Source organism: Streptomyces sp. NPDC060232, assembly GCF_042726555.1.
Classification (GTDB): Bacteria; Actinomycetota; Actinomycetes; order Streptomycetales; family Streptomycetaceae; genus Streptomyces.
In genome coordinates this window covers 1-20766 of record NZ_JBHXAG010000033.1, presented here as the reverse complement: position 1 = coordinate 20766, position 20766 = coordinate 1, and the positions used below count along the sequence as shown (strand labels likewise).

The 20766-nt window shown below is 72.8% G+C and carries 17 protein-coding genes and 1 pseudogene; 6 read left to right on the top strand and 12 right to left on the bottom strand.

Features of this window, described 5'->3' with window-relative positions:
* The first annotated feature begins 47 nt into the window (after positions 1-47).
* Positions 48-959 carry a SigB/SigF/SigG family RNA polymerase sigma factor gene (locus tag ACFWFZ_RS31565; RefSeq protein WP_387126926.1) on the top strand — a complete coding sequence of 304 codons (912 nt, stop codon included), beginning with the start codon at positions 48-50 and terminating at the stop codon, positions 957-959.
* Positions 960-963: 4 nt separating this feature from the next.
* Here ACFWFZ_RS31565 and ACFWFZ_RS31560 read toward each other — a convergent pair whose 3' ends face one another.
* From ACFWFZ_RS31560 to ACFWFZ_RS31550, 3 genes are all read right to left on the bottom strand, one after another.
* Positions 964-1407, bottom strand: coding sequence for an ATP-binding protein (locus ACFWFZ_RS31560; protein ID WP_387126924.1), 444 nt, complete (start codon positions 1405-1407; stop codon positions 964-966).
* Positions 1408-1421: 14 nt separating this feature from the next.
* The gene (locus ACFWFZ_RS31555; protein WP_387126922.1) at positions 1422-1790 is read right to left on the bottom strand and encodes an STAS domain-containing protein; all 369 of its coding nucleotides are present in this window, start codon (positions 1788-1790) and stop codon (positions 1422-1424) included.
* A gap of 185 nt (positions 1791-1975) precedes the next feature.
* Positions 1976-2386: a Fur family transcriptional regulator gene (locus tag ACFWFZ_RS31550; protein ID WP_387126920.1), complete on the bottom strand. Its 411-nt coding sequence runs from the start codon at positions 2384-2386 to the stop codon at positions 1976-1978.
* A 305-nt stretch (positions 2387-2691) separates the two neighbouring features.
* Between ACFWFZ_RS31550 and katG the strand changes: the two genes are divergently transcribed.
* Complete coding sequence (gene katG, locus ACFWFZ_RS31545) at positions 2692-4908, top strand: catalase/peroxidase HPI (protein ID WP_387126918.1); 2217 nt, start codon at positions 2692-2694, stop codon at positions 4906-4908.
* A gap of 48 nt (positions 4909-4956) precedes the next feature.
* On the opposite strand, the pseudogene ACFWFZ_RS31540 reads toward katG, so the two are convergent.
* Positions 4957-5109 (bottom strand): annotated as a pseudogene (locus ACFWFZ_RS31540) (PaaX family transcriptional regulator C-terminal domain-containing protein); the annotation flags it as partial.
* Between the two features lie 54 nt (positions 5110-5163).
* Entirely contained in the window at positions 5164-6504 is a 1341-nt protein-coding gene (locus ACFWFZ_RS31535; protein WP_387126916.1) for a phytase, read from the bottom strand.
* A gap of 691 nt (positions 6505-7195) precedes the next feature.
* Between ACFWFZ_RS31535 and ACFWFZ_RS31530 the strand changes: the two genes are divergently transcribed.
* Positions 7196-7903 (top strand): tRNA-dependent cyclodipeptide synthase, encoded by a 708-nt coding sequence (locus ACFWFZ_RS31530; protein ID WP_387126914.1) that lies wholly within the window; start codon positions 7196-7198, stop codon positions 7901-7903.
* Positions 7893-9077 carry a cytochrome P450 gene (locus ACFWFZ_RS31525; protein WP_387126912.1) on the top strand — a complete coding sequence of 395 codons (1185 nt, stop codon included), beginning with the start codon at positions 7893-7895 and terminating at the stop codon, positions 9075-9077. Before ACFWFZ_RS31530 ends, ACFWFZ_RS31525 begins: the two co-directional genes overlap by 11 nt.
* A gap of 194 nt (positions 9078-9271) precedes the next feature.
* Here ACFWFZ_RS31525 and ACFWFZ_RS31520 read toward each other — a convergent pair whose 3' ends face one another.
* The 4 genes from ACFWFZ_RS31520 to ACFWFZ_RS31505 are packed head-to-tail and all read right to left on the bottom strand — an operon-like array spanning position 9272 to position 13691.
* Positions 9272-9670, bottom strand: coding sequence for a DUF4440 domain-containing protein (locus ACFWFZ_RS31520; RefSeq protein ID WP_387126910.1), 399 nt, complete (start codon positions 9668-9670; stop codon positions 9272-9274).
* A 55-nt stretch (positions 9671-9725) separates the two neighbouring features.
* Positions 9726-10250 (bottom strand): GNAT family N-acetyltransferase, encoded by a 525-nt coding sequence (locus tag ACFWFZ_RS31515; RefSeq protein WP_387126908.1) that lies wholly within the window; start codon positions 10248-10250, stop codon positions 9726-9728.
* Positions 10251-10285: 35 nt separating this feature from the next.
* Positions 10286-11515 (bottom strand): serine hydrolase domain-containing protein, encoded by a 1230-nt coding sequence (locus ACFWFZ_RS31510; RefSeq protein WP_387126906.1) that lies wholly within the window; start codon positions 11513-11515, stop codon positions 10286-10288.
* Positions 11516-11558: 43 nt separating this feature from the next.
* Positions 11559-13691, bottom strand: coding sequence for a SpoIIE family protein phosphatase (locus ACFWFZ_RS31505; protein WP_387126904.1), 2133 nt, complete (start codon positions 13689-13691; stop codon positions 11559-11561).
* 185 nt (positions 13692-13876) lie between these two features.
* Here ACFWFZ_RS31505 and ACFWFZ_RS31500 point away from each other — a divergent pair, with 185 nt between their 5' ends.
* The gene (locus ACFWFZ_RS31500; RefSeq protein WP_030819830.1) at positions 13877-14497 is read left to right on the top strand and encodes an L-threonylcarbamoyladenylate synthase; all 621 of its coding nucleotides are present in this window, start codon (positions 13877-13879) and stop codon (positions 14495-14497) included.
* A gap of 5 nt (positions 14498-14502) precedes the next feature.
* Here ACFWFZ_RS31500 and ACFWFZ_RS31495 read toward each other — a convergent pair whose 3' ends face one another.
* The 3 genes from ACFWFZ_RS31495 to ACFWFZ_RS31485 are packed head-to-tail and all read right to left on the bottom strand — an operon-like array spanning position 14503 to position 19676.
* Positions 14503-16653, bottom strand: a complete 2151-nt coding sequence (locus ACFWFZ_RS31495; RefSeq protein WP_387126902.1) for a bifunctional serine/threonine-protein kinase/ABC transporter substrate-binding protein — start codon at positions 16651-16653, stop codon at positions 14503-14505.
* A 6-nt stretch (positions 16654-16659) separates the two neighbouring features.
* Entirely contained in the window at positions 16660-18819 is a 2160-nt protein-coding gene (locus ACFWFZ_RS31490) for an ABC transporter substrate-binding protein (RefSeq protein ID WP_387126900.1), read from the bottom strand.
* Complete coding sequence (locus ACFWFZ_RS31485; protein ID WP_387126898.1) at positions 18819-19676, bottom strand: hypothetical protein; 858 nt, start codon at positions 19674-19676, stop codon at positions 18819-18821. Before ACFWFZ_RS31485 ends, ACFWFZ_RS31490 begins: the two co-directional genes overlap by 1 nt.
* A 220-nt stretch (positions 19677-19896) precedes the next feature.
* Between ACFWFZ_RS31485 and ACFWFZ_RS31480 the strand changes: the two genes are divergently transcribed.
* Positions 19897-20676, top strand: coding sequence for a beta-glucanase (locus tag ACFWFZ_RS31480; RefSeq protein WP_387126896.1), 780 nt, complete (start codon positions 19897-19899; stop codon positions 20674-20676).
* The last annotated feature ends 90 nt before the right edge of the window (positions 20677-20766 follow it).

The window sequence follows — 20766 nt, the reverse complement described above, 5'->3', positions numbered from 1 at the left end:
GGCCCCGCTGCGCCTCGCGCAGCCCCCCGACCCGTCGGAGGAAACCCATGACCCGCCTGCCCCGCGACACCGCGGACCCCGTCCATGCCGGGATTCCGGTGGACACCGTGGAGATTCCCGAGAACCCCCTGGCAGTGAGCACGGACGACGCCCGCAGCCTGTCCGTGGCGCTCTTCCACCGCCTGGGCTCGCTGGCCGAGGGCACCGCGGAGTACTCCTACGTCCGCAACACGCTGGTGGAGCTGAACCTCAGCCTGGTGAAGTACGCCGCCCGGCGCTTCCGCAACCGCAGCGAACCCTTCGAGGACATCGTCCAGGTCGGCACGATCGGCCTGATCAAGGCCATCAACCGGTACGACGTCGAGCGCGGGGTCGAATTCGCCACCTTCGCCGTGCCGACGATCACGGGCGAGATGAAGCGCTTCTTCCGGGACACCAGCTGGTCGGTGAAGGTGCCCAGGCGCCTGCAGGAACTGCGCCTGGACATGGCGAAGTCCTGTGACGCGATGGAACAGGACCTGGGCCGCCGCCCGACCGACCACGAGCTCGCGGAGCACCTCGGCGTCAGCGACGACGCCCTGGCCGAGGGCCGGCAGGCCGCCAACTGCTACGTCGCGGAGTCCCTCAGCACCTCCGTCGGGCAGGACTCCGACGGCGGCTGTCTGCCGCGGTCCCTGGGCTCGGAGGAGGAGGCCTACCAGCGCATCGAGGACCTGGAGACCCTGAAGCCCCTCCTCGGCGCGCTCGGTGAGCGCGACCGGCTGGTCCTCCAGCTCCGCTTCGGGGAGGAGCTCACCCAGTCGCAGATCGGCGAGCACCTCGGCATCTCGCAGATGCACGTGTCCAGGCTCCTGAGCCGGATCATGGCGAAGCTGCGGGCCGGGATGCTGGAGGACGCCGAGAGCGCCGAGGAGCAGGGCCAGGGGCAGACACAGGGGCCGCAGGACGACGGCGCGTAGTAGGTCAGGAAACGGGCTGCGGTCCCCGGACGTCCGGGGACCGCAGGGGTGAGTCGATCTCCGCCCAGACGCACTTTCCGTCCGCGAGGGGCAGCGTGCCCCAGCGTCGGGCGATCCGCTCCACTATGAGCAGGCCGTAGCCGCCCGGGCGGGCCGGATCCGGACGTGTGCGCGGGGTGGGGGCGACGGGGTTGCCGTCGGTGACCTCGACGCGCAGCCGGTCGTCCGTGCACTCCAGCAGCAGCTCGTGGGCCCCGCCCGCGTGCAGGCAGGCGTTGGCGACCACCTCGGACACCAGCAGCAGGACGTCCTCGGCGTCGTCGCCCGCGCCCGGCATCCACTTCCAGGCGATCAGGGCGTCACGGGTGAAGTCGCGGCACCGGGTGACGACATCCGTCATGCCCGTCAGCAGGAGGCTCCGCGTCCGGTCGAATGGCCGTGGCTCCATGACGCGCTCCTCCCTCACGCGTGCCGCGGCTCGGCCAGCGCGTGCGCCACGTCGGGGTGGACGGGGAAGATCCCGTCCGCACCGGTGATGCGGAACATCCGTGCGACGGGTGGGCGCAGCCCGGCCAGCGCGATGCTGCCGCCCTCCTCCCGCAGCGAGAGCCGGCTGTGCAGGAGCACGTTCAGACCCGTGGAGTCGCAGAACCGCAGCCCGGAGAAGTCCAACAGCAGCCTGCGGGCGCCGCCGTCGACGGCTGCGGCGAGCGCCGCGCGCAGGGGCTCGGCCGTGTCGTGGTCCAGCTCTCCGGTCAGGGTGAAGACGAGCACGTCGTCCTCGGACCGCACCTCCACGGCGAATCGCTCACCGTCCGCCGGCGGGGCCATCGGGAACCACCTCTTCCCAGTGCGCAGGTACGTGAAGGCCATCGTCCCTGCTGCCCTCCGCGCACCGCGACCGGTGATCGGCCGCGCCCGCCGAGGTCGTTCCGGCGTCGCTTCGCTTCGCCCGGTTTCTGCCGGGCGCCTACCCCCGCATGCGGGACGCCAATCCAGGCATGGCGGCCCCCGCCTCAGGCGCAGGCCGGGCACAGGCCCCGGTAGGTGATCTCGACTCCGGCGACGGTGAAGCCGAAGCGCTGCGCCGCGGGCAGCACCGCCAGCGGGTCGCCGTCCGGGTGGACGTCGCGGATGAGGCCGCAGCCGGAGCACACCAGGTGCTGGTGCGGGTGGTGCGCGTTGGGGTCGTAGCGCTTCGCGCGGCCGTCGGTGGTGACCTCCACGACCTCTCCGAGGGCCACCAGCTCGCCCAGGGCGTTGTAGACGGTGGCCCGGGATATCTCCGGCAGCCGCCGGACCGCGCGGGCGTGCACCTCGTCGGCGGTCAGGTGCACGTGGTCACCGTCGAGGACCTCGGCGACGACCCGCCGCTGGGACGTCAGCCGCCAGCCGCGCCCCCGCAGCCGCTCCAGCAGGTCACTCATATCGGCTCCCCCAACAGGTTCCGCGGGCACCCCGGTGCGCGGGCGGCTTCCGGGATCCGATCGAATATGGGCTTGGTGCTCATCTTGACTTGGATTGGGTCCATCGTAGGATCGGTTCCGTTGATAACCAAGAGGCAGGAAGACTCCCGAGCGGCGGAAGTACGGGACGGCGTCCGCTCGGCGTCGAGTCGACCGGCGAGGCCGGGCCCCGTGCACAGGCGGCCCCGTGTCCCGCCGTCCGACCTCATCCGGTCCTGAGCACCGCGATCCGAGCACCGCGATCCCCCTGGTACGGAAGGATTCCCATGTCTGAGAACCACGACGCGATCGTCACGGACGGCAAGGCGCAGGGCGGGGGTGGCTGTCCCGTCGCACACGAGCGGGCCGCACACCCCACCCAGGGCGGCGGAAACCGCCAGTGGTGGCCCGAACGGCTGAACCTGAAGATCCTGGCCAAGAACCCCGCGGTGGCCAACCCGCTCGGCGGGGAGTTCGACTACGCGGCGGCGTTCCAGGCCCTCGACCTGCCCGCGGTGAAGCAGGACATCGCGGAGGTCCTGACGACCTCCCAGGACTGGTGGCCCGCCGACTTCGGCCACTACGGCCCGTTCATGGTGCGCATGGCCTGGCACAGCGCCGGCACCTACCGGATCAGCGACGGACGCGGTGGCGCCGGCGCCGGCCAGCAGCGTTTCGCGCCCCTCAACAGCTGGCCGGACAACGGCAACCTGGACAAGGCCCGCCGCCTGCTGTGGCCGGTCAAGAAGAAGTACGGCCAGAGCCTGTCGTGGGCCGACCTCATGATCCTCACCGGCAATGTCGCGCTGGAGCAGATGGGCTTCGAGACCTTCGGCTTCGCCGGCGGCCGCGCCGACGTCTGGGAGCCGGACGAGGACGTGTACTGGGGCCCCGAGACCACCTGGCTCGACGACCGGCGCTACACCGGAGACCGCGAGCTGGAGAACCCGCTCGGCGCCGTCCAGATGGGTCTGATCTACGTCAACCCGGAGGGCCCGAACGGCAACCCGGACCCGATCGCCGCGGCCCGCGACATCCGCGAGACGTTCCGCCGGATGGCGATGAACGACGAGGAGACGGTGGCCCTGATCGCGGGTGGCCACACCTTCGGCAAGACCCACGGCGCCGGCCCGGCTGACCACGTCGGCGACGACCCCGAGGCCGCCCCGATCGAGGCGCAGGGCCTGGGCTGGGCCAACTCCTTCGGCACCGGCAAGGGCGCCGACGCGATCACCAGCGGTTTGGAGGTCACCTGGACCACCACGCCCACCCAGTGGGGCAACGGCTTCTTCAAGAACCTCTTCGAGTACGACTACGAACTGACGGCCAGTCCGGCCGGCGCGCACCAGTGGGTGGCGAAGAACGCGGAAGCGATCATCCCCGACGCCTACGACGCGTCGAAGAAGCACCTTCCGACGATGCTGACCACCGACCTGGCGCTGCGCTTCGACCCGGTCTACGAGCAGATCTCGCGCCGGTTCTACGAGAACCCCGCGGAGTTCGCCGACGCCTTCGCCCGCGCCTGGTACAAGCTGACCCACCGTGACATGGGCCCGAAGTCGCTCTACCTCGGCCCTGAGGTCCCGGCGGAGACCCTGCTGTGGCAGGACCCGCTGCCCGAGGCCCAGGGCGAGCCCCTGGACGCCGCCGACACCGCCGCCCTCAAGGACGCTGTGCTCGCCTCCGGCCTCACCGTCTCCCAGCTGGTCTCCACCGCGTGGGCGTCGGCCTCCACCTTCCGCTGCAGTGACAAGCGCGGCGGCGCCAACGGCGCGCGCGTACGCCTCCAGCCGCAGGCCGGCTGGGAGGTCAACGAGCCCGACGAGCTGGCGCAGGTCCTGCGGGTCCTGGAGGGCGTCCGGTCGGAGTTCAACTCCGGCGCCAAGCAGGTCTCCCTGGCCGACCTGATCGTCCTCGGCGGCGTCGCCGCCGTGGAGAAGGCCGCCCGCGACGCCGGCCACGACATCGCGGTGCCCTTCACCCCGGGCCGGGTGGACGCCACCGAGGAGCACACCGACGCCGAGTCCTTCGCCGCCCTGGAGCCCACCGCCGACGGCTTCCGCAACTACCTCGGCAAGGGCAACCGCCTGCCGGCCGAGTACCTGCTGCTCGACCGGGCGAACCTGCTGGGCCTGAGCGCGCCCGAGCTGACCGTCCTCGTCGGCGGTCTGCGCGTCCTCGGCGCCAACCACGCGGACACCGCGCACGGCGTCCTCACGGACCGCCCGGGCACGCTGACGAACGACTTCTTCGTCAACCTCCTCGACCTGGGCACGACCTGGACGTCGGCCAACGGGGACGGGAACACCTTCGAGGGCCGTGACGCCGCCACCGGCGAGGTCAAGTGGACCGGCACCCGTGCCGACCTGGTCTTCGGCTCCAACTCCGAGCTGCGGGCGCTGGCAGAGGTCTACGCGAGCGACGACGCGAAGGAGAAGTTCGCCAGGGACTTCGTGGCCGCGTGGGACAAGGTGATGAACCTGGACCGCTTCGACCTGGTCTGATCCCGGCGTCCCGGCCGGCCGGCGCCCGGCCGGCCCGGACCGTCGTTCTCAGGGCTGCGCCGTCTCCTGCGGCAGGCCGGTGACGTCCTGTACGTGCCGTAGCGCGGGAGCGGACGATACGTCGTTGAGCTGCTGGAAGATCTGGCGCGCGGCCACCGCGTTCCAGTCGGCCGGGAGCAGTCCTGCGGGCAGACCGGGGTCGGGGTAGGGTAACGAGCCGGGCGGCCGCGGCTCCGCTCGGCCGCCCGGCCCCGGTCACAGGCGTACGGCGCGCCGGAGGCGGCCCAGGTCCACGAACTTGAAGTCGGTGTCGGTACGGACCTCCCCGTCGGGGCCGGTGGTCCGAGGGGTGTTGGCCCCGTCCTGGACGACGAGGAGGCCGTTGGGGAACCTCCGGCCCAGCGGGGCGCTCGTGACGGCGGCGCCGTCGCACTCCTGCGCGCCGTCGGGCGCCGCGGGCCCGCCGCCCGCGGTGACGCGGAAGCCGCGCACGTAGGCGTCGCCGCGCTCGCGGTCGAAGACGGCGAAGGTGTCGTCGCCCTGGCTGGAGGCGATCAGGTGGCCGCCGCGGCGCGGGTGTGCGGGATCGCGCCAGATGGCCAGGCCCTCCACGTCGGCGGTGAGGTGCCGGCCGCCGAAGCCGGGGTCGGGGCCCGCGTCGCATCCCTCGGTCCGCGGGTTCCAGGTGCCGGGCACTCCGAAGGAGCGGACCTTCTCGATCAACCGGGCGGGGGACCTCAGGTCGGCGTCGAGCTTCCAGATGCCGACGTCCTCCTGGCCCGCGTACAGGACTCCGGTGTCGGCGTCGATGACCATGCCCTCGATCTGGGGCAGCTCGCCCGGTTCGCCGCAGGGCGTCCAGGTCTTGCCGTCGGGCAGCCGGAAGGCGGCGGGCAGTGAGGTGGTGCGGACGGTGCGGTAGCCGACCTTCCCCTGCGGGGTGGGCAGGAGTTCGGCCAGGGCGAGCGCGGTGTCGTGGCGCCTGCTGGTGACCGCGAAGGAGCGGCCGCCGCGGCGGTCGGTGTAGGCGGCCAGGCCGTAGGCGGTGCGCTGGTCGGCGACCTCGTCCGGGCCGGTCGAGAAGACGAGCGGGGCCGCGGTCTCGTCCGTGACGTCGACCAGGGGCGCGCCGGTCCGCCGGGCGTCGATCCGGTAGACGCGCAGCTGGTCGCGGCCCCGGTCGGAGACCACGGCCACGTCGTGGGGGCCGTCGGGGAAGCGGAGGCCGGCGATCAGGTCGACGTTGTTGAACCGTCCGGGGGCGTCCCCCTCCCGGGGCGGCGGCGGGGCCGGCAGCGACTGCACCTGGCGCCCGTCGAGGTCGTACACGCGCAGCCCGCCCTCCTTGGCGGTGGCAATGACCAGGCTGCGGTCGGGATCCTCGGCGTTGCGCCAGATCGCGGGGTCGTCCGCGTCGGCGTTGCCGCCGGCCTCGTCGTCGAAGAGGGAGGGAGTCTCGACCGAGGCGGGCACCCGGGCCGGTGGCGGCGGGGCGCCGCGGTCCCCGCGGGCGTGCGCCGGTACGGCGATCACGCCCAGGGCCACGGCGGCGGCCACGCCGACGGCCGTCGTCCGCCTTCTCAAGATCGCGGTCATCTTGCCTCCTGGTCAGGGGTCACAGGTCAGGGGTCACGGGTGCGGCCGGCCGCGGGGTCGGGTGGCACGGGTGCTCCGCGGCCGGGCCGCCCCCACCGTCTCCCCTTCGCGGGTGAGCACCATGGAGCCGACATGGCGGGGACATGGCCACACCATGAAATGCCATACCTGGCCCGCTTGCTCAGCGGAAGCGCCAGATCTGCGCGGCGGAGCGTGTACGGGTCCGACGACAGCCGCACGCTCTGGACACTCCCCCACCTCCCAGGCCCTTCTCCCTGCTTGGGACAGAACTGCCCCGGCGGCTGCGGACCCGCCGCGTTCCGCTGATCGTGGTGCCGCGCGCTGCCGGGAGCGCGGCATCGTGCGGGGGCTGCGCGCGGGCTCCGACGACCACGCTCGTCAAGCCGTTCCGGATGGCCGAGCTGAGGGCCCGTACGGCCTCCGGGGGGGCTCGCCGGGTGAGCGGGGGCGGCTCACCATGATGCGGCACCCCGCGCCGGCCGGCCGGCGGAATCGGGCCGCCTGCCCGGGCAGGGGAAGGATGCCCTGGTCAACTGCTCTGTCCGCCTGTTGAGTTACTACCCAGAAGACATGGAACGTCGCTCAGAGTTCCGGTACCTTCCAACACGTCGCCGCCACACCCGGGGCACAGGGCCCCACGGGACTTGCGGCGCAAAGGACCCGACCCCTGTTGACGACAGCAACCGAAGTCTTCACAGTCCGTCCGTACACCCCGCACTGCCAGGTGATCCACACCGAAGGTGACCACGCGGTCATCGGCATCTCGCCGGGCAACAGCTATTTCTCGGCCCAGCGGGTCAACGACCTCGCCCAGTGGGGCATGCGCAACTTCGCGCAGGTCGACCTCATTTACACCGACATGCACGTCGCGGAGATGTACGAGGCCCTCGGATACGGCGAGGACGAAGCACGCCGCAAGGCCGTGAAGAACCTGCGCGGTGTCCGCGCCAAGGTCAACAACGCCGCAGCCGAGGCCGACCCCACCGGCCTCCGCCTCCGGGCCCGTCCGATGTCGTCCCTCACCGACATCCCGGCGTACCGGACGCTCCACAACCACCTGAACAACCTGCTCGACATCGACCCGGAGTTCCGCGGGACCTGCAACTCCCTTGTCGACGCGTTCCTTTCCTCGAAGGTGCTGGGCGGGAAGGCAGCCACCGCCCGTCAGCGCGAGGTCTGCCTGGAATACGTCTGCGCCGAGGCGCCGCTGTTCCTGGACACACCCGCCATCCTCGGCGTGCCGTCCTCCCTCAACTGCTACCACCAGCTCCTGCCCATGGCGGAACTGCTCTACTCGCGCGGCTCGGGGCTTCGCGCCTCACGCAACCAGGGCCACGCCATCATCACCCCCGCCGAAGGAGAATCCGATGACCGCTGACACCCTCCTCGACTTCCCGTTCTCCGCCCGCGGCGACCGACTCCCGGCCGAGGTCGAGCAGCTGCGGGACGAGCCGGTCAAGCGCGTCCGCACGATAGCAGGCGACGAGGCGTGGCTCGTCTCGTCCTACGCGCTCTGCAAGCAGGTCCTCGAAGACCCGCGGTTCAGTCTGAAGGACACCTCCGCTCCCGGCGTGCCCCGCCAGTACGCGCTGACGATCCCGCCCGAGGTCGTCAACAACATGGGCAACATCACCGGCGCCGGCCTGCGCAAGGCCGTACTCAAGGCGATCAACCCGAAGACCGACAACCTCACGGGCTGGATGCGCGACCAGGCGGACTCCCTCGTCGACGACATCCTGCGCAGCGGTGCGCCGGTCGACCTGCGCGGCGCGTTCACCAACCCGTACGCGGAGAACCTCCACTGCCGCATCCTCGGCATCCCGCAGGCCGACGCCCCGCGCCTGGCCGCCAGCCTGGACATCGCGTTCATGAACTCGGCCTGCCCCGTCACGGGCGCCAAGCTCAACTGGGACCGCGACATGGCCTACATGGTGGAGCGCCTCGACGACCCGGCCACCGTCGGGCTGATGGCCGAACTCGCCGCGCTGCGCGAGGACCCCGACTACGCGCACCTGACGGACGAGATGCTGGCGACCGTCGGCGTCACGCTGTTCGGTGCCGGAGTCATCTCGACCATGGGCTTCCTGACCATGGCGATCGTCTCGCTCCTGCAGAACCCCGACGTGTGGGAGCAGCTGCGCGAGGCTCCGGAGAAGGTCCCCTCCGCCGTGGACGAGCTCCTGCGCGTCAACCTGTCGATCGCCGACGGCCTGCCCCGGCTCGCGCTGGAGGACGTCACCCTCGGCGACGTCGAGGTCAAGAAGGGCGAGCTGCTGCTCGTCCTGGTCGAGGCGGCCAACACCGACCCGGCCGTGTACTGCGACCCGCACGTCTTCGACATCGACCGTGCGAACGCCGGCACGCACCTGTCCTTCGGCGGCGGACCGCACTACTGCCCGGCCACCGCGCTCGGCAAGCGGCACACGGAGATCGCCATCGAGGTGCTGCTGGAGAAGATGCCCGACCTGCAGCTGGCCGTACCCTTCGATCAGCTCGTCTGGCGTACCCGTTTCATGAAGCGTCTGCCGGAGCGGCTCCCCGTCCTCTGGTAGCGGCGCCGGCGCGCGGCGGCGCGCCCGCACGTCGAGGACTGCCCCGGCCGGGGGGAATCCGGCCGGGGTCGTCGCCGTGCGTACGGGGGGCGTACGGGCGGCAGCATGCCGCTGCGGCCCGGTGCGGCCCGGTGCACGGACGACCGGCTCGGCGTGCTCGCCGCCCCCGCCCGTCTGTGCGTCCCATCGCCCGGTCAGGGCCGGTCGTACCAGGAGAACGCCGCGATCCGCCAGCCTTCCGCGGTGCGGACGAACTGGATGGTCTTGGTGCCGCCGCCCTCGAACGGTTCGCCGTCCAGGATCCCCGACTTGCGGTACGCGCCGAACCGCGAGGCGATGTCGCCCGCGATGTCGGTGCGTTCGGAGGTCTCCCACTCGGAGAACTCCACCAGTCGGCCCCCGGCCAGCAGTGTCCGGCGGGGTTCGATGAACTGGTCCACGGTGTAGACCGTGAACCGCGGGCCGGTCATGACGATCACCGCGCCGGGCAGGGCGAGCCTGCGGATCCGGGCCACGTCGGCGGTCTTTCCGCCCCGGTTGTCGAAGGAGCCGAAGAACTCGGCGGTCACCATGTCGATCTCGGCCTTGGACATGGACGCGACACTAATTCGCCGGGGCCGCCGTCCGCAATCGTCACTGCCGGGGTGGTCAGAGGGTGATCCAGTAGCGCCGCTTGGGGCCGATCAGGGTCTCGCGCACGTCCTCCAGTAGGCCGCCGCCGCGCTCGATGGTGCGGACGGACCCTTCGTTGCCGGGGTCGCAGGTCAGCAGGACGCGGTCCATTCCCATCACGCGCGCCTCGTGGAGGACCGCGGACAGGGCCCAGGTGGCGAGGCCCCGCCTGCGGGCCGAGGGCCGGATGCCGTAGCCGATGTGGCCGCCGGCGTCCAGGAGGAAGCCGTTGAGGTAGTGGCGCAGGTCTATGGCGCCCAGGTAGGTGTCGCCCTCGGCGATCCACCAGTACGTCGCGTGGACGCGGCCGTGGTCGACCGGTACCGAGCGGTCCGCGTAGCGGCGCAGCCGCTCCGTCCAGGCGGCGAAGCCCTCCGGGCTGTCGACGTCGTCGTCGGAGCCGAGCCCGGCGCCGTCCATGTGGGCGTCGGGCCCCCATTCCTCCTGTGCGGCGGTCCAGGATCCGTGCAGGCGGGGGGTGGGGGCGATGAGCTCGGGCATGCCTCGGACCCTAACAGCCGGGCCGTCCGACCCGGTCAGCCGTCCTTCGGCTCGGACGGCTTGTGGCCGGGGTACACGTTGCCGGGGGTCACGATGCTGGTGATCGCCTCACCGAAGAGCGTGCTGGGCTCCTGGCCGTCGTGCAGGATGTCGGTGTTGAGGATGACGACCATGGTCGCCTGCGCCTGCGGGAGGTAGACGCCGAGGCTCTCGTAGCCCGGGAGCGATCCGTTGTGGCCGATCCAGCCCTGGACGTCGAAGAGGCCCAGGCCGTAGCCGGCGCCGGGGATGCCGACCGAGGTGGTCTTCAGGCGCTGGGCCTGTGTCGCGGGCGTCAGCAGCGTACCGGTGGCGAGGGTGCGCGCCCAGCTGCGCAGGTTCTGCAGGTCGGAGATCATCGCCCCGGCCGCCCAGGCCCAGGACGGGTCCCAGTCGGTGGCCACCTCGACCTTGCCGGTCGCGGTCTGGTCGGTGTAGCCCTGGGCGTGCGGCTGGGGGAACTCTGCGCCGGTCGGGAAGAAGGTGCGGTCCAGTCCGGCCGGCTCCACGACGTTCTTGTCGATGACCTCGGCGAGCGGCCGGCCGGTGATCTTCTCGATCACCAGGCCGAGCAGGACCAGGTTGGTGTTGGAGTACTGGAACTGCGCGTTCGGCGCGAACTGCACGGGGTGTCTGAAGGAGTAGTCGAGCAACTCCTGCGGGGTGAAACGGCGGTCGGGGTCGCTGGTGAACGCCTTGTCGAAGTCCGGGTCCTCGCTGTAGTTGAACAGCCCGCTGCGCATACCGGCCAGCTCGCGCAGGGTGATGCGGTCGCCGTTCGGCACTCCGGAGATGTAGTCGCCGACGGGGTCGTCGAGGCCGGCCTTGCCCTGGTCGACCAGCTGGAGGAGGGCGGTGACCGTGAACGTCTTGGTCTGGCTGCCGATACGCGTGTTGAAGTCGGTCCGCATGGGCGCGCCGGTCGCCTTGTCGGCGACGCCGAAGGCCTTGACGTAGCTGCCCTTGCCGGGCGCCCACAGTCCCACGATCACGCCCGGGACCTGGGCCTCGCGCATGACCTGTCGGACGGCGGCGTCGAGTTGGAGCGCGACGGCCGGGGTGAGCTGCTTGAACTCCCCGCTGGTGTCCGGGGAGGGGGTGGCGGAGACGGAGGGGCCGGGGGTCGGCGCCCCGTACGCGGTGGCCGTGACGGCCCCGGTGAGGAGCAGGCCCGCCGCGGCGGTGGCCGCGCAGGCCCGGCGAAGCCGTGTGTGCGTCGTTTTCACCAGTGCCTCCTGCGGTACGAGGACCAGGTCAAGGCATGCACGGTCAGCGTAGGCCCGTACCGGCGGGGCCGCGAGGCGAACTGTCGCCCGGGGTCAGGGACCTGGCGCGGGCGATGACCAGGGCGACGTCGTCGTGGTCGTCAGGGCGGCGCAGGGAGTCCAGGAGCCGGTCGCAGGTCTCCTCCAGCGGGCGTCCGGTGTCGGCGAGCAGCTCCAGGAGCAGGTCGAGCCGTTCGTCGATGGGCTGGTCCCGGGTCTCCACCAAGCCATCGGTGTAGAGGACCAGTTGGTCGCCCGGGGCCATGGCGACGGTGGTGGCCTCGAAGGGGATGCCGCCCACGCCCAGGGGTGCGCCGGTGGGCAGGTCGAGCAGGCGGGGTGCGTGGCCGGAGCGGATGAGCACGGGAGGGAGGTGGCCGGCGACGGCGATGCGGCACTGTGCACGGTGCGGGTCGTGGACGACGTAGACGCAGGTGGCGATGGTCTCCTCAAGGGCGGCCGTGGTGCGGTCCAGTTGCTGGAGCACCTGCGGCGGGTCGAGGGCGAGCTCGGCCAGGGTGCGGGTCGCGGTGCGCAACTGCCCCATGCTGGCGGCGGCGTTGATCCCGCTGCCCATGACGTCCCCGATGACGAGGACGGTGGTGTCGTCCGGTCCCGCGATGGCGTCGAACCAGTCGCCGCCGATCTCGCTGCTGGCGGCGGCGGGGCGGTAGCGGGAGGCGACTTCCAGGCCGGGGGTCGGCGGCGGATGGTGGGGCAGGAGGTGGTGCTGGAGCGCGAGGGCGGTGTGGTGCGCGTTGCGGTACCAGCGGGCGTTGTCGATGCACACGGCGGCGCGGGCGGCCAGTTCGCCGGCCAGCACGATGTCGTCGTCGTTGAACGGCAGCGGGTTGCGGGTGCGTTTGAGGTCGAGGGCGCCGAGCACCTCGCCGCGTGCGATGAGCGGCACGGCCAGGTACGAGCGCAGTCCGGCGCGGGTCAGCAGGGAGGCGGCGTTGCTGTCACGGGCGATCCGGGAGATGTCCCTGGCCTGTACGTGGGCGACGAGGACGGGATGCCCCGTCGTCACCGACTGGGTGACCAGCCGGTCGGCGGCGTAGCGGGCGATGTCACCTGGGGGGTCCGCGGCGCGGACGGCCTCGCTCGGGTAGGCGGCCGCGACGGCGAGGGCGCGGAACACCGCGGGCTCGTGGGCCGAGGACCTGAGGGTGGGCCGGCCTTCGAGAACCGAGTCGAGGATGTCGACGGCGGCGATGTCCGCGAGCTCGGGCACGACGACGTCGGCGAGCTCGCGTGCGGTCTGGTCGAGGTCGAGGGTGGTGCCGATACGGACGGTGGCGTCCGCGATCAGGGCGAGGCGGCGGCGGCTGCGGGCGATCTCCAGCGCCGCCAGGTGACTCTGGGTGACGTCCACCACGGAGGTGGCCAGGCCCAGGACCCGGCCGGTGGCGTCCTCCAGCCGGTAGTAGGACACCGACCAGGCGTGTTCGGCGCGGTGCCCGCCGTGGGTCCGGCCGGCGGTGAACTGCTCCAGCAGGGGCGTGCCGGTCGCAAGGACCTGCCGCATCGCCGACTCGGCGGCCTCCGTGTCGTCGAGGAAGGACAACGCCTCCCGGACGCCCCGGCCGATGTGCTCGGAGGCGGGGAGCCCGTTGATCCGCTCCAGTGTGGGGTTGACCAGGACATAGCGCAGCTCGGTGTCCAGGACCGCGAGGCCGATCGGGGACTGGGCCACCAGGCGGGCGGACAGGGCGAGGTCCCGCTCCAGCTGCCGCAGCGTGGTGCGGTCGGTGGCGATGCCCAGGGCGTACAGGTCGCCGCGTTCGTCGAGCAGCCGCATGTTGCGGAATTCCACGAGGCGTGTGCTGCCGTCCTTGTGCCGCACCGGGAAGGCGCCCGCCCAGTCGCCAGCACCGCCCATGACCCGGGCGAACAGCTCCGTCACCAGGCCCACGTGCTGGGGCGCGGCGAGCAGCCGGGCGGCGGGCTGGCCCAGGGCCTCGGCCGCCGTCCAGCCGAACAGCTGCTCGGCCTGCGGGCTCCACAGGGCGACCCGGCCTTCGGCGTCGAGGACGACGGCCGCCACGTTCAGGACGTCGAGCAGCCCGCTCGGCGGGGCGAGCCCGGCCGCGACGGACCGCCTCCCGCTGGCCCCCGCCCCGTCGATCGCACCCATCGGCGATGCTCCCTTCCGGCACCGTCGGCCCGGCGGCCACCCGCCCCGGGCCGATCCGGCCCCCGTTCGGGGCGGGCCGGGCCGGTCCAGGGCGCACGGTTACCTCTCATCGTCCCCCCGAAACCGCCGGGAAGCGTCCCGAGCGGCCGTGACCGGGCCCCGCCAGGACCGCGTAGGCTCGGCGGATGGCGAAATACTTCGACGTGCACCCCGAGAACCCCCAGCGGCGCACCATCGACAACGTGGTCGACATGATCCGCTCGGGCAAGCTCGTCGCGTACCCGACGGACTCCTGCTTCGCGCTGGGATGCCAGCTGGGCAACCGGGACGGCATCAACCGGATCCGGTCGATCCGCAACCTCGACGACCGTCACCACTTCACCCTGGTGTGCCAGAACTTCGCCCAGCTGGGGCAGTTCGTGCAGATCGACAACAACGTGTTCCGCGCCATCAAGGCGGCCACGCCCGGCAGTTACACCTTCATCCTCCCGGCGACCTCGGAGGTGCCGCGCCAGCTGCTGCACCCGAAGAAGAAGACCGTGGGCGTCCGGATCCCCGACCACGTGGTCACCCAGGCCCTGCTCGCGGAGCTCGGCGAGCCGCTGCTGTCCAGCACGCTGCTGCTGCCGGACGAGGCGGAGCCCATGACGCAGGGCTGGGAGATCAAGGAGCGGCTCGACCACGAGGTGGACGCCGTACTGGACTCGGGTGACTGCGGCACCGAGCCGACCACGGTGATCGACTTCTCCGGCGGTGACGTCGAGATCGTGCGCCGGGGGGCCGGGGACACCTCACGCTTCGAGTAGGCCGCTCACGGGTCGGTGCGTACGTCCGCGTACCGGCCCAGGTACCGGAAGGCGCCTGCCTCGGCGCGGTAGAGGTGGGCGAGGGCGTCCCCGGTCAGGGCCCGCGTCCTGGTGTCGAAGGCGACCGTCTTGGCGAGGCCCTGGTACGTCGTGCGGAAGATCCGGCGGGACAGGCCCGCCCGGTCGCGCACCTCCCCCTCCAGCCCGGTCAGGGCGGTGGCCAGCAGCCCCACCGCGTCGTACGCCTCGGTGGCCCACCGGGCGGGCGGTTCGCCGTAGGCGCTCCGGTGGGCGGCGACGAACTCGGAGGCGGCCGGCGTGGCCAGCGGGTCGGTGCAGAGGGCGCTGAACACCCAGCCCTCGGCCGCCTGGCCGGCCGAGGTGAGGAAGGCCGGCTCCATGGCGTGCTGGAGGCCCACGCGCGGGCCCGGGAAGCCGGCGTCGGTCAGCGCGCGGGCCAGCTCGGCCGCGCGCTGCGGCGAGGTGCCGGTGTAGACGACGGCCTCGGCGCCGGCCTCGGTCAGCGCGCGTACGGTGGGCGCGAAGCCGGAGCCGCCGTCGGGGACCCGGTGGACGCTCACGGTGCCCTGCGCCGGGGGGCTCTGCTGGAGCACACGGGTGACCTGCCATGCCGGTGATCCGTTCGCCGCGTCCTCCACGACCGCCGTGCGGCGCGAGATCCGCACCTGGGAGAGGTAGTGCAGGACCGGGAGGCCGAGGCCCTCGTCGGTCGGGCGGGTGGCGCACACCGTGCGCCACAGCGCCTGGGTGTTCTCCTGGCTGTTCACCGACACCAGCACCAGGGCGAGGTCCGCGGCGAGGCAGGCGCCGGCCAGCTCCGGTACGACCGCGTCCCAGGTGGGTCCGACGAGGCCGAGCACGGCCGGGTCGGCCAGCAGCCCCTTGGCGGCCTGCGTGGCGCGCTGCGGTTCCCCGCCGTCGTCGGCGACGCGCAGGTCCAGCCGGAAGGCGGCGTCGGCCCGGGCGTTGTGCCGGGCCACGGCCAGCCGCATGCCCCTCTCGTGCGCCTGGCCGGTCGCCCGGCCGGGGCCGGTCAGGTCGGCCTGCAGAGCGAGGGTCAGGACCGGGAGGTCCCGGCCGGCGTCGGCCGGCGGTGCGCCGCGGCCGCCAGGTCCCCGGGTGGTGAACCAGGCGATCGGCGCGGCGGCGGCCAGGGCTGCGCCGGCCGCGAGCAGCCGCCTGCGGGTGAACTGTCGGGCGGGCGCCGGGGCTTCGATCCGGGTGGGTTCGGGCGCGGGCAGGTCCAGGGCCCGGGTGGAGCGTTCGGCGATGATCCGGGGCAGCGGGGCGGGCAGCCAGTCCGCGGCCGCGGCGGCGCCCGGGCCGCCCGGGCCGGTTCCGAGGAGGGCGGTGAGCTCGCCGAGCGTCGGCCGGTCCGCCGGTTCCTTCTGCAGGCAGCCGCCGACCGCCTCTCGCAACTCCTCCGGCAGCGAGCGGAGTTCCGGCTCCTCGTGGACGGTGCGGAAGACCACCGCGGCCGCGTGACCGCCGCCGAACGGGCCGGTCCCGGTCGCCGCGTACGCCAGCACGCAGCCGAGGGAGAACACGTCGCCGGCCGGTCCCGCGACGGGGCCGCCCGCACGGGCCAGCTCGGGGGCCAGGTAGCCGGGGGTGCCGACGACGGCGTCGACGGCTGTGAGCGTGGTCGCGCCGGCCGCCCGCGCGATCCCGAAGTCGATCAGGCGGGGCCCGTCCGGGGCCAGCAGGACGTTGCCCGGCTTGACGTCGCGGTGGATCAGCCCGGCCGTGTGCACCTCGGCCAGGGCCTCGGCGAGGCGCATGCCCAGGATCCGTACGGTCCGGGCGGGCAGCGGCCCGTACCCGCCCACCGCCTCGGCCAGCGAGGGGCCGGGGACGAACGGGGTGGCCAGCCACGGTTCGCGGGCCTCGGGGTCGGCGGCGATCACCGGGACCACCCAGCGGCCGGTCAGCCCGCCGGCGGCCTGCGCCTCGCGGCGGAACCGGGCCCGGAAGGCGGGGTCCGCGCCGTGGTCGGCGCGGATCACCTTGACGGCGACGAGGACGCCCTCGGGGGAACGGCCCAGGTAGACGGTGCCCATGCCGCCCGAGCCGAGGCGGCCCAGCAGCCGGTTCCCGCCGATCGCGGCCGGATCGGCGGGGAGGAGGGGGCGCATCGGCCGCTATCCCGCCGGGGCTTCGGCGGCCGGGCCCACATAGCGGATCCGGCCGCCTTCCACCCGGTGGAGGAAGTAGGTGTTGCCCTTCACCGTCCGATCCTCGCCGAAGGCGTACTCCTTGGTCAGGCCGCGGAAGGTGCCCTGCGCGAGGGCGGTCAGCAGTTCGGCGCGGGCCGGGCGGCGGCCTCCGCGGGCCGCCGTGACGAGCCGGTCGATGACCAGGCCGGCGGCGTCATAGGCCTCCGCCGTCCACACGTCGGGCGCGGTGCCGTACGCGGCCTGGTGCGCGCGGGCCAGCTCGGCGGTCTCGGGGGCTTCGGGACCGGTGTACGGGGCGACGAACTGCCAGCCCTCGGCTGCCGGGCCCGCGGCGGCGAGGAACTCCGGGCCCATGGCGGCGTAGTCGGCGGCCCGGTGCCCCCGGTAGCCGGCGGCAGCCAGCAGGGTGGCGGTCCTGGCCGCGCCCTGCGGGGTGCCGGAGTAGAAGAAGGCGTCGACGCCGTGCGCGAGCATGTCGGTGACGACCGGGGACAGGTCCCGGGTGCCGCGTGGGACGACCCGCGGGTAGACGCCGGCTCCGGGAACGTACGCGGCGATGGTGCGGCTCGCGTGCAGGATCGCCTGCCAGCCCTCCCCGTCGCCGTCCCGGTCGCACAGGACGCCCAGCGTGCTCACCCCCTGCCGGCGGGCCAGCACGTTGTTGAGGGCCCCGCCCTGGATGAAGGAGATGGGGCTGACCTGGAAGAAGCTGCGGCGGTCGGCGACGCCGAAGGCGCTCGCCAGGGCGGAGACGGTGAGCAGGGGCAGGGCCGCCTCTCCGTACAGCTCCAGGCAGGGGGTGACCGCGGCGTTGCCGGTCGGGCCGATCACGGCGAGCACGTCCGGGTCGGAGATGAGGCCGGTGGCGGCGGCCGGGGCGCGGTCGGCCGCGCCCGCGTCGTCGGCGGTGGCGACGGAGAGCGTGAAGGGTTTGTCCTTGCGGGAGTTGAAGGCGTCCACGGCGAGGCGCACGCCGCGTTCCTGTGCGAGCCCTGCGCTCTTCTGCGGGCCGGAGAGGTCGGCCTGTACGCCGATCACCCACGGCCGGGGAGCGGCCGCCGGTGTGCGTCGGGGGTCGTCGTCCTCGCGCAGGGCCAGCCAGCTGGCGGTGCCGCCGCCGATCGCGAGCACGGCGCCGGCGGCGAAGCCGAGGAACCGCCTGCGGGACGGTGCCGCGCCGGTGCTGCCGGGTGCGGGTGCGGCCTTCGGGTCGGCGACGGTCTCCTCGATGCCGGGCAGGGCGAGCAGGGCGGCGGCCCGTTCGGCGATGGTGGCGACGACCGGGTCGGGCAGCCAGTCGGTACCCTCGCCCGGGGTGTCCTCGATGAGGGCCTCGTCGAGTGCGGCCGCGGTGGGGCGGACGTCGGGGTGCTTGGCGAGGCAGGTCCGCAGCAGGGCGGTGAGTTCGGGGTCGGCGAGGAGTTCCGGGCCGAGGTCGGGCTCGTCGTGGACAGTGCGGTAGAGCACGGCCTCCACGGTGCCGGCGCCGAAGGGCAGCCGGCCGGTCGCGGCGTACGCGAGGAGGCAGCCGAGGGAGAAGACGTCGCCGGACGGTTCGGCGGGGCGGCCCTCCGCCTGCTCGGGCGGGATGAAGCCGGGGGTGCCGAGGACGGCGTCGGCGGAGGTCAGGGCGGTGTGCTCGCCGCCGCGGGCGATGCCGAAGTCGATGAGCCGGGGCCGGTCCATGCCGAGGAGTACGTTGCCGGGTTTGACGTCGCGGTGGACGAGGCCCTGCGCGTGCATCACCTGAAGGGCTTTGGCCAAGGCCTTGCCGAGGATCCGTACGGCGCGCAACGGGAGCGGGCCGTGGGCGGAGACGGCCTCGGCCAGGGAGGGGCCGGCGACGAAGGCCGTGGCCAGCCACGGTTCGCGGGCGTCCGGGTCGGCGCCGGTGATCCGTACGGCCCACGGGGTGTCGACCTCGGCGGCGATCTCGGCCTCGCGGCGGAAACGGGCCCGGAAGTCGGCCTCTTCGGCGTACTCGGCGCGGATGACCTTGACGGCGGCGAGCGCACCGTCGTCGGTGCGGCCGAGGTAGACGACGCCCATGCCACCGGCGCCGAGCCGTCCGAGGAGGCGGTGACCGCCGATGCGGGACGGGTCCGAGGGGTGCAGCTGCTCCATCAGCCGGCCGCCTTTCCGAGGGCCTGCTTGGCCTGCGCGAGCATGCGGCTGTTGCCCTGCACGATGAGCTGGCTGAGCGTCTCCTGCTGGAAGCCCTCGGCGCCCTTGCCGGCGATGGCCACGGTGACGGGGCCGAACTGCGCCTGGTACCAGAAGTAGGGCTGGGGTTCGCCGCCCTGGGCGCTGACGTACGTGCCGAACTCGCTGAAGGCGTCCTCGCTCCAGTTGTTCAGCTGTTCGCCCTGGTGGTTCACGGTGCCCAGCAGTCCCGTGAGGTCCTCGCCCTCGCGCAGCTTCTGTTCGGGGCAGCGCACGACCTCCTCCATGGCGCGGGCGGTCTCCCAGCCTGATTCGGCGCGGTTGTGGTGGACGGTCACCGTGGCGTTGAGCTGGACGCGGCCGTGGCCGTTGCCGGCCGGGATCTGGAAGTAGCGGGTGCTGGTGGCGAGTACGTCCGGCGGCAGGCCGGTGGTCTGCCACACGCACTTCTCGTCGAGGACGGGCCAGCGGCCGGGGCTGCTCTCGAAGGGGGTGCGGCGCACGACGTCCGGGCCGAAGGCGTCCTCGGTGATGACGATCCGGTCGAGCAGCGCCCGGGCCTCGGCGGCCGTCTTCGGCTGCTTGGACTCGTCCAGCTCCGGCACGAGGGAGACGGCCGTGGTCCCGGGTGCGGGCGGGGCGGTGGACGAGGGCCGTGCCGGTGCCGGTGAGGCGGGCGATGGCGGCGACGCGGCAGGGGCGCGGCTTGTCGCCCCGCCGTCGGCCCCTCCGTCGGCCGTGCACCCGACCATGGCCATGAAGAACAAGCCTGCCGCCGCGCAGCCGCAGGCGCGCAGCGCGACATCACGTCGTGTCACAGTTCCCCCCACGGCACGGATCGTACCCCGCCGCGGTCGCGCGCAACTGGCTTATGCACAAGCGTTGTTCGCGTGCGAGAGCGCGATCACCGGGTGCCTCGCCGAAAGGGCGTGGGGGTTACTCCATGGCGGGGCGGGTGAAACACAAACCGGTGGACCGGTATGTACTGCCGGGAAGGCGGGCATGCTGCAAGGGCTCGCATGCTCGGGAAGGAGCGATGTGCTCACTCAGGTTCTCGACCGGATCCGACGGCTCCTCGGACGCTCCACCTCCACCTCCACCTCCACCTCCACCTCCACCTCGGCCTCCCCCTCCGCTCCCGGAGGTGACGGCGCCCGTCCGACGAGCGCCCGGGCTCCGGTCTTCACGGCGGACTTCGGCTCGACCCGCCAGTGGGTCGCCGGCCGTTCCTGGGCCTATCCGAACGGCGGCCCCACCAACCCCGGCGACAACAAGCTCGACTACCTGGTGCAGGACCCCTCCTTCAGCCGCAGCGGCACCTTCCGGGCCGTCCGCCGCCCCGACGGCAAGTGGAACGCGGGCCTGTTGACCACCGAGGGCAGCGACGAAGGCTTCATGGTGCGGACCGGGGACGTACTGGAGTCCCGCGTACGGCTGCCCGCCGAGCTCGGGGCCTGGCCCGCGATCTGGACCTGGCTGGACGGCGACAACGAGATCGACGTCTTCGAGTACCACCCGGACAACCCCGACCTCCTCGAACTGTCCAACCACGTCAGGGGCGGCTCCCGTTACCACCGCGATGCCGCGGTCGGCCCCGGCCGCTGGGTGGACCTCAAGGTCGAGTTCGGGTCCCGCTCGGTCGTGTGGTGGGTCAACGGCAAGCGGGTCTTCGCCGACCGGCGCGGGGTGGGACGCCGCTGGCGCGCGTACCTCATCGTCAACCTCTCGGTCTGCGCGGGCCGCTACCACCCGGCGCCCGACCACGACGTGTCCGAGATGTCGTTCGAGGTGGCCTACCTCCGCGTCATCCGCCCCTAGGGTCTGTATCGAGTTGCCCCGTGGAGCAAGGAGCGGCGTTCGGTGCGTGCCCTCGGCGTGCGGGACGAATGTCCTCGTAGCGGAGCTACT

Excerpts from the sequence above, each read along its gene's own strand:
- ACFWFZ_RS31500 (WP_030819830.1), top strand. The coding sequence starts at position 13,877 with ATGGCGAAATACTTCGACGTGCACCCCGAGAACCCCCAGCGGCGCACC.
- ACFWFZ_RS31495 (WP_387126902.1), bottom strand. The coding sequence starts at position 16,653 with ATGCGCCCCCTCCTCCCCGCCGATCCGGCCGCGATCGGCGGGAACCGG.
- ACFWFZ_RS31555 (WP_387126922.1), bottom strand. The coding sequence starts at position 1,790 with ATGGCCCCGCCGGCGGACGGTGAGCGATTCGCCGTGGAGGTGCGGTCC.
- ACFWFZ_RS31550 (WP_387126920.1), bottom strand. The coding sequence starts at position 2,386 with ATGAGTGACCTGCTGGAGCGGCTGCGGGGGCGCGGCTGGCGGCTGACG.
- ACFWFZ_RS31515 (WP_387126908.1), bottom strand. The coding sequence starts at position 10,250 with ATGCCCGAGCTCATCGCCCCCACCCCCCGCCTGCACGGATCCTGGACC.
- katG (WP_387126918.1), top strand. The coding sequence starts at position 2,692 with ATGTCTGAGAACCACGACGCGATCGTCACGGACGGCAAGGCGCAGGGC.
- ACFWFZ_RS31505 (WP_387126904.1), bottom strand. The coding sequence starts at position 13,691 with ATGGGTGCGATCGACGGGGCGGGGGCCAGCGGGAGGCGGTCCGTCGCG.
- ACFWFZ_RS31525 (WP_387126912.1), top strand. The coding sequence starts at position 7,893 with ATGACCGCTGACACCCTCCTCGACTTCCCGTTCTCCGCCCGCGGCGAC.
- ACFWFZ_RS31560 (WP_387126924.1), bottom strand. The coding sequence starts at position 1,407 with ATGGAGCCACGGCCATTCGACCGGACGCGGAGCCTCCTGCTGACGGGC.
- ACFWFZ_RS31520 (WP_387126910.1), bottom strand. The coding sequence starts at position 9,670 with ATGTCCAAGGCCGAGATCGACATGGTGACCGCCGAGTTCTTCGGCTCC.
- ACFWFZ_RS31535 (WP_387126916.1), bottom strand. The coding sequence starts at position 6,504 with ATGACCGCGATCTTGAGAAGGCGGACGACGGCCGTCGGCGTGGCCGCC.
- ACFWFZ_RS31490 (WP_387126900.1), bottom strand. The coding sequence starts at position 18,819 with ATGGAGCAGCTGCACCCCTCGGACCCGTCCCGCATCGGCGGTCACCGC.
- ACFWFZ_RS31565 (WP_387126926.1), top strand. The coding sequence starts at position 48 with ATGACCCGCCTGCCCCGCGACACCGCGGACCCCGTCCATGCCGGGATT.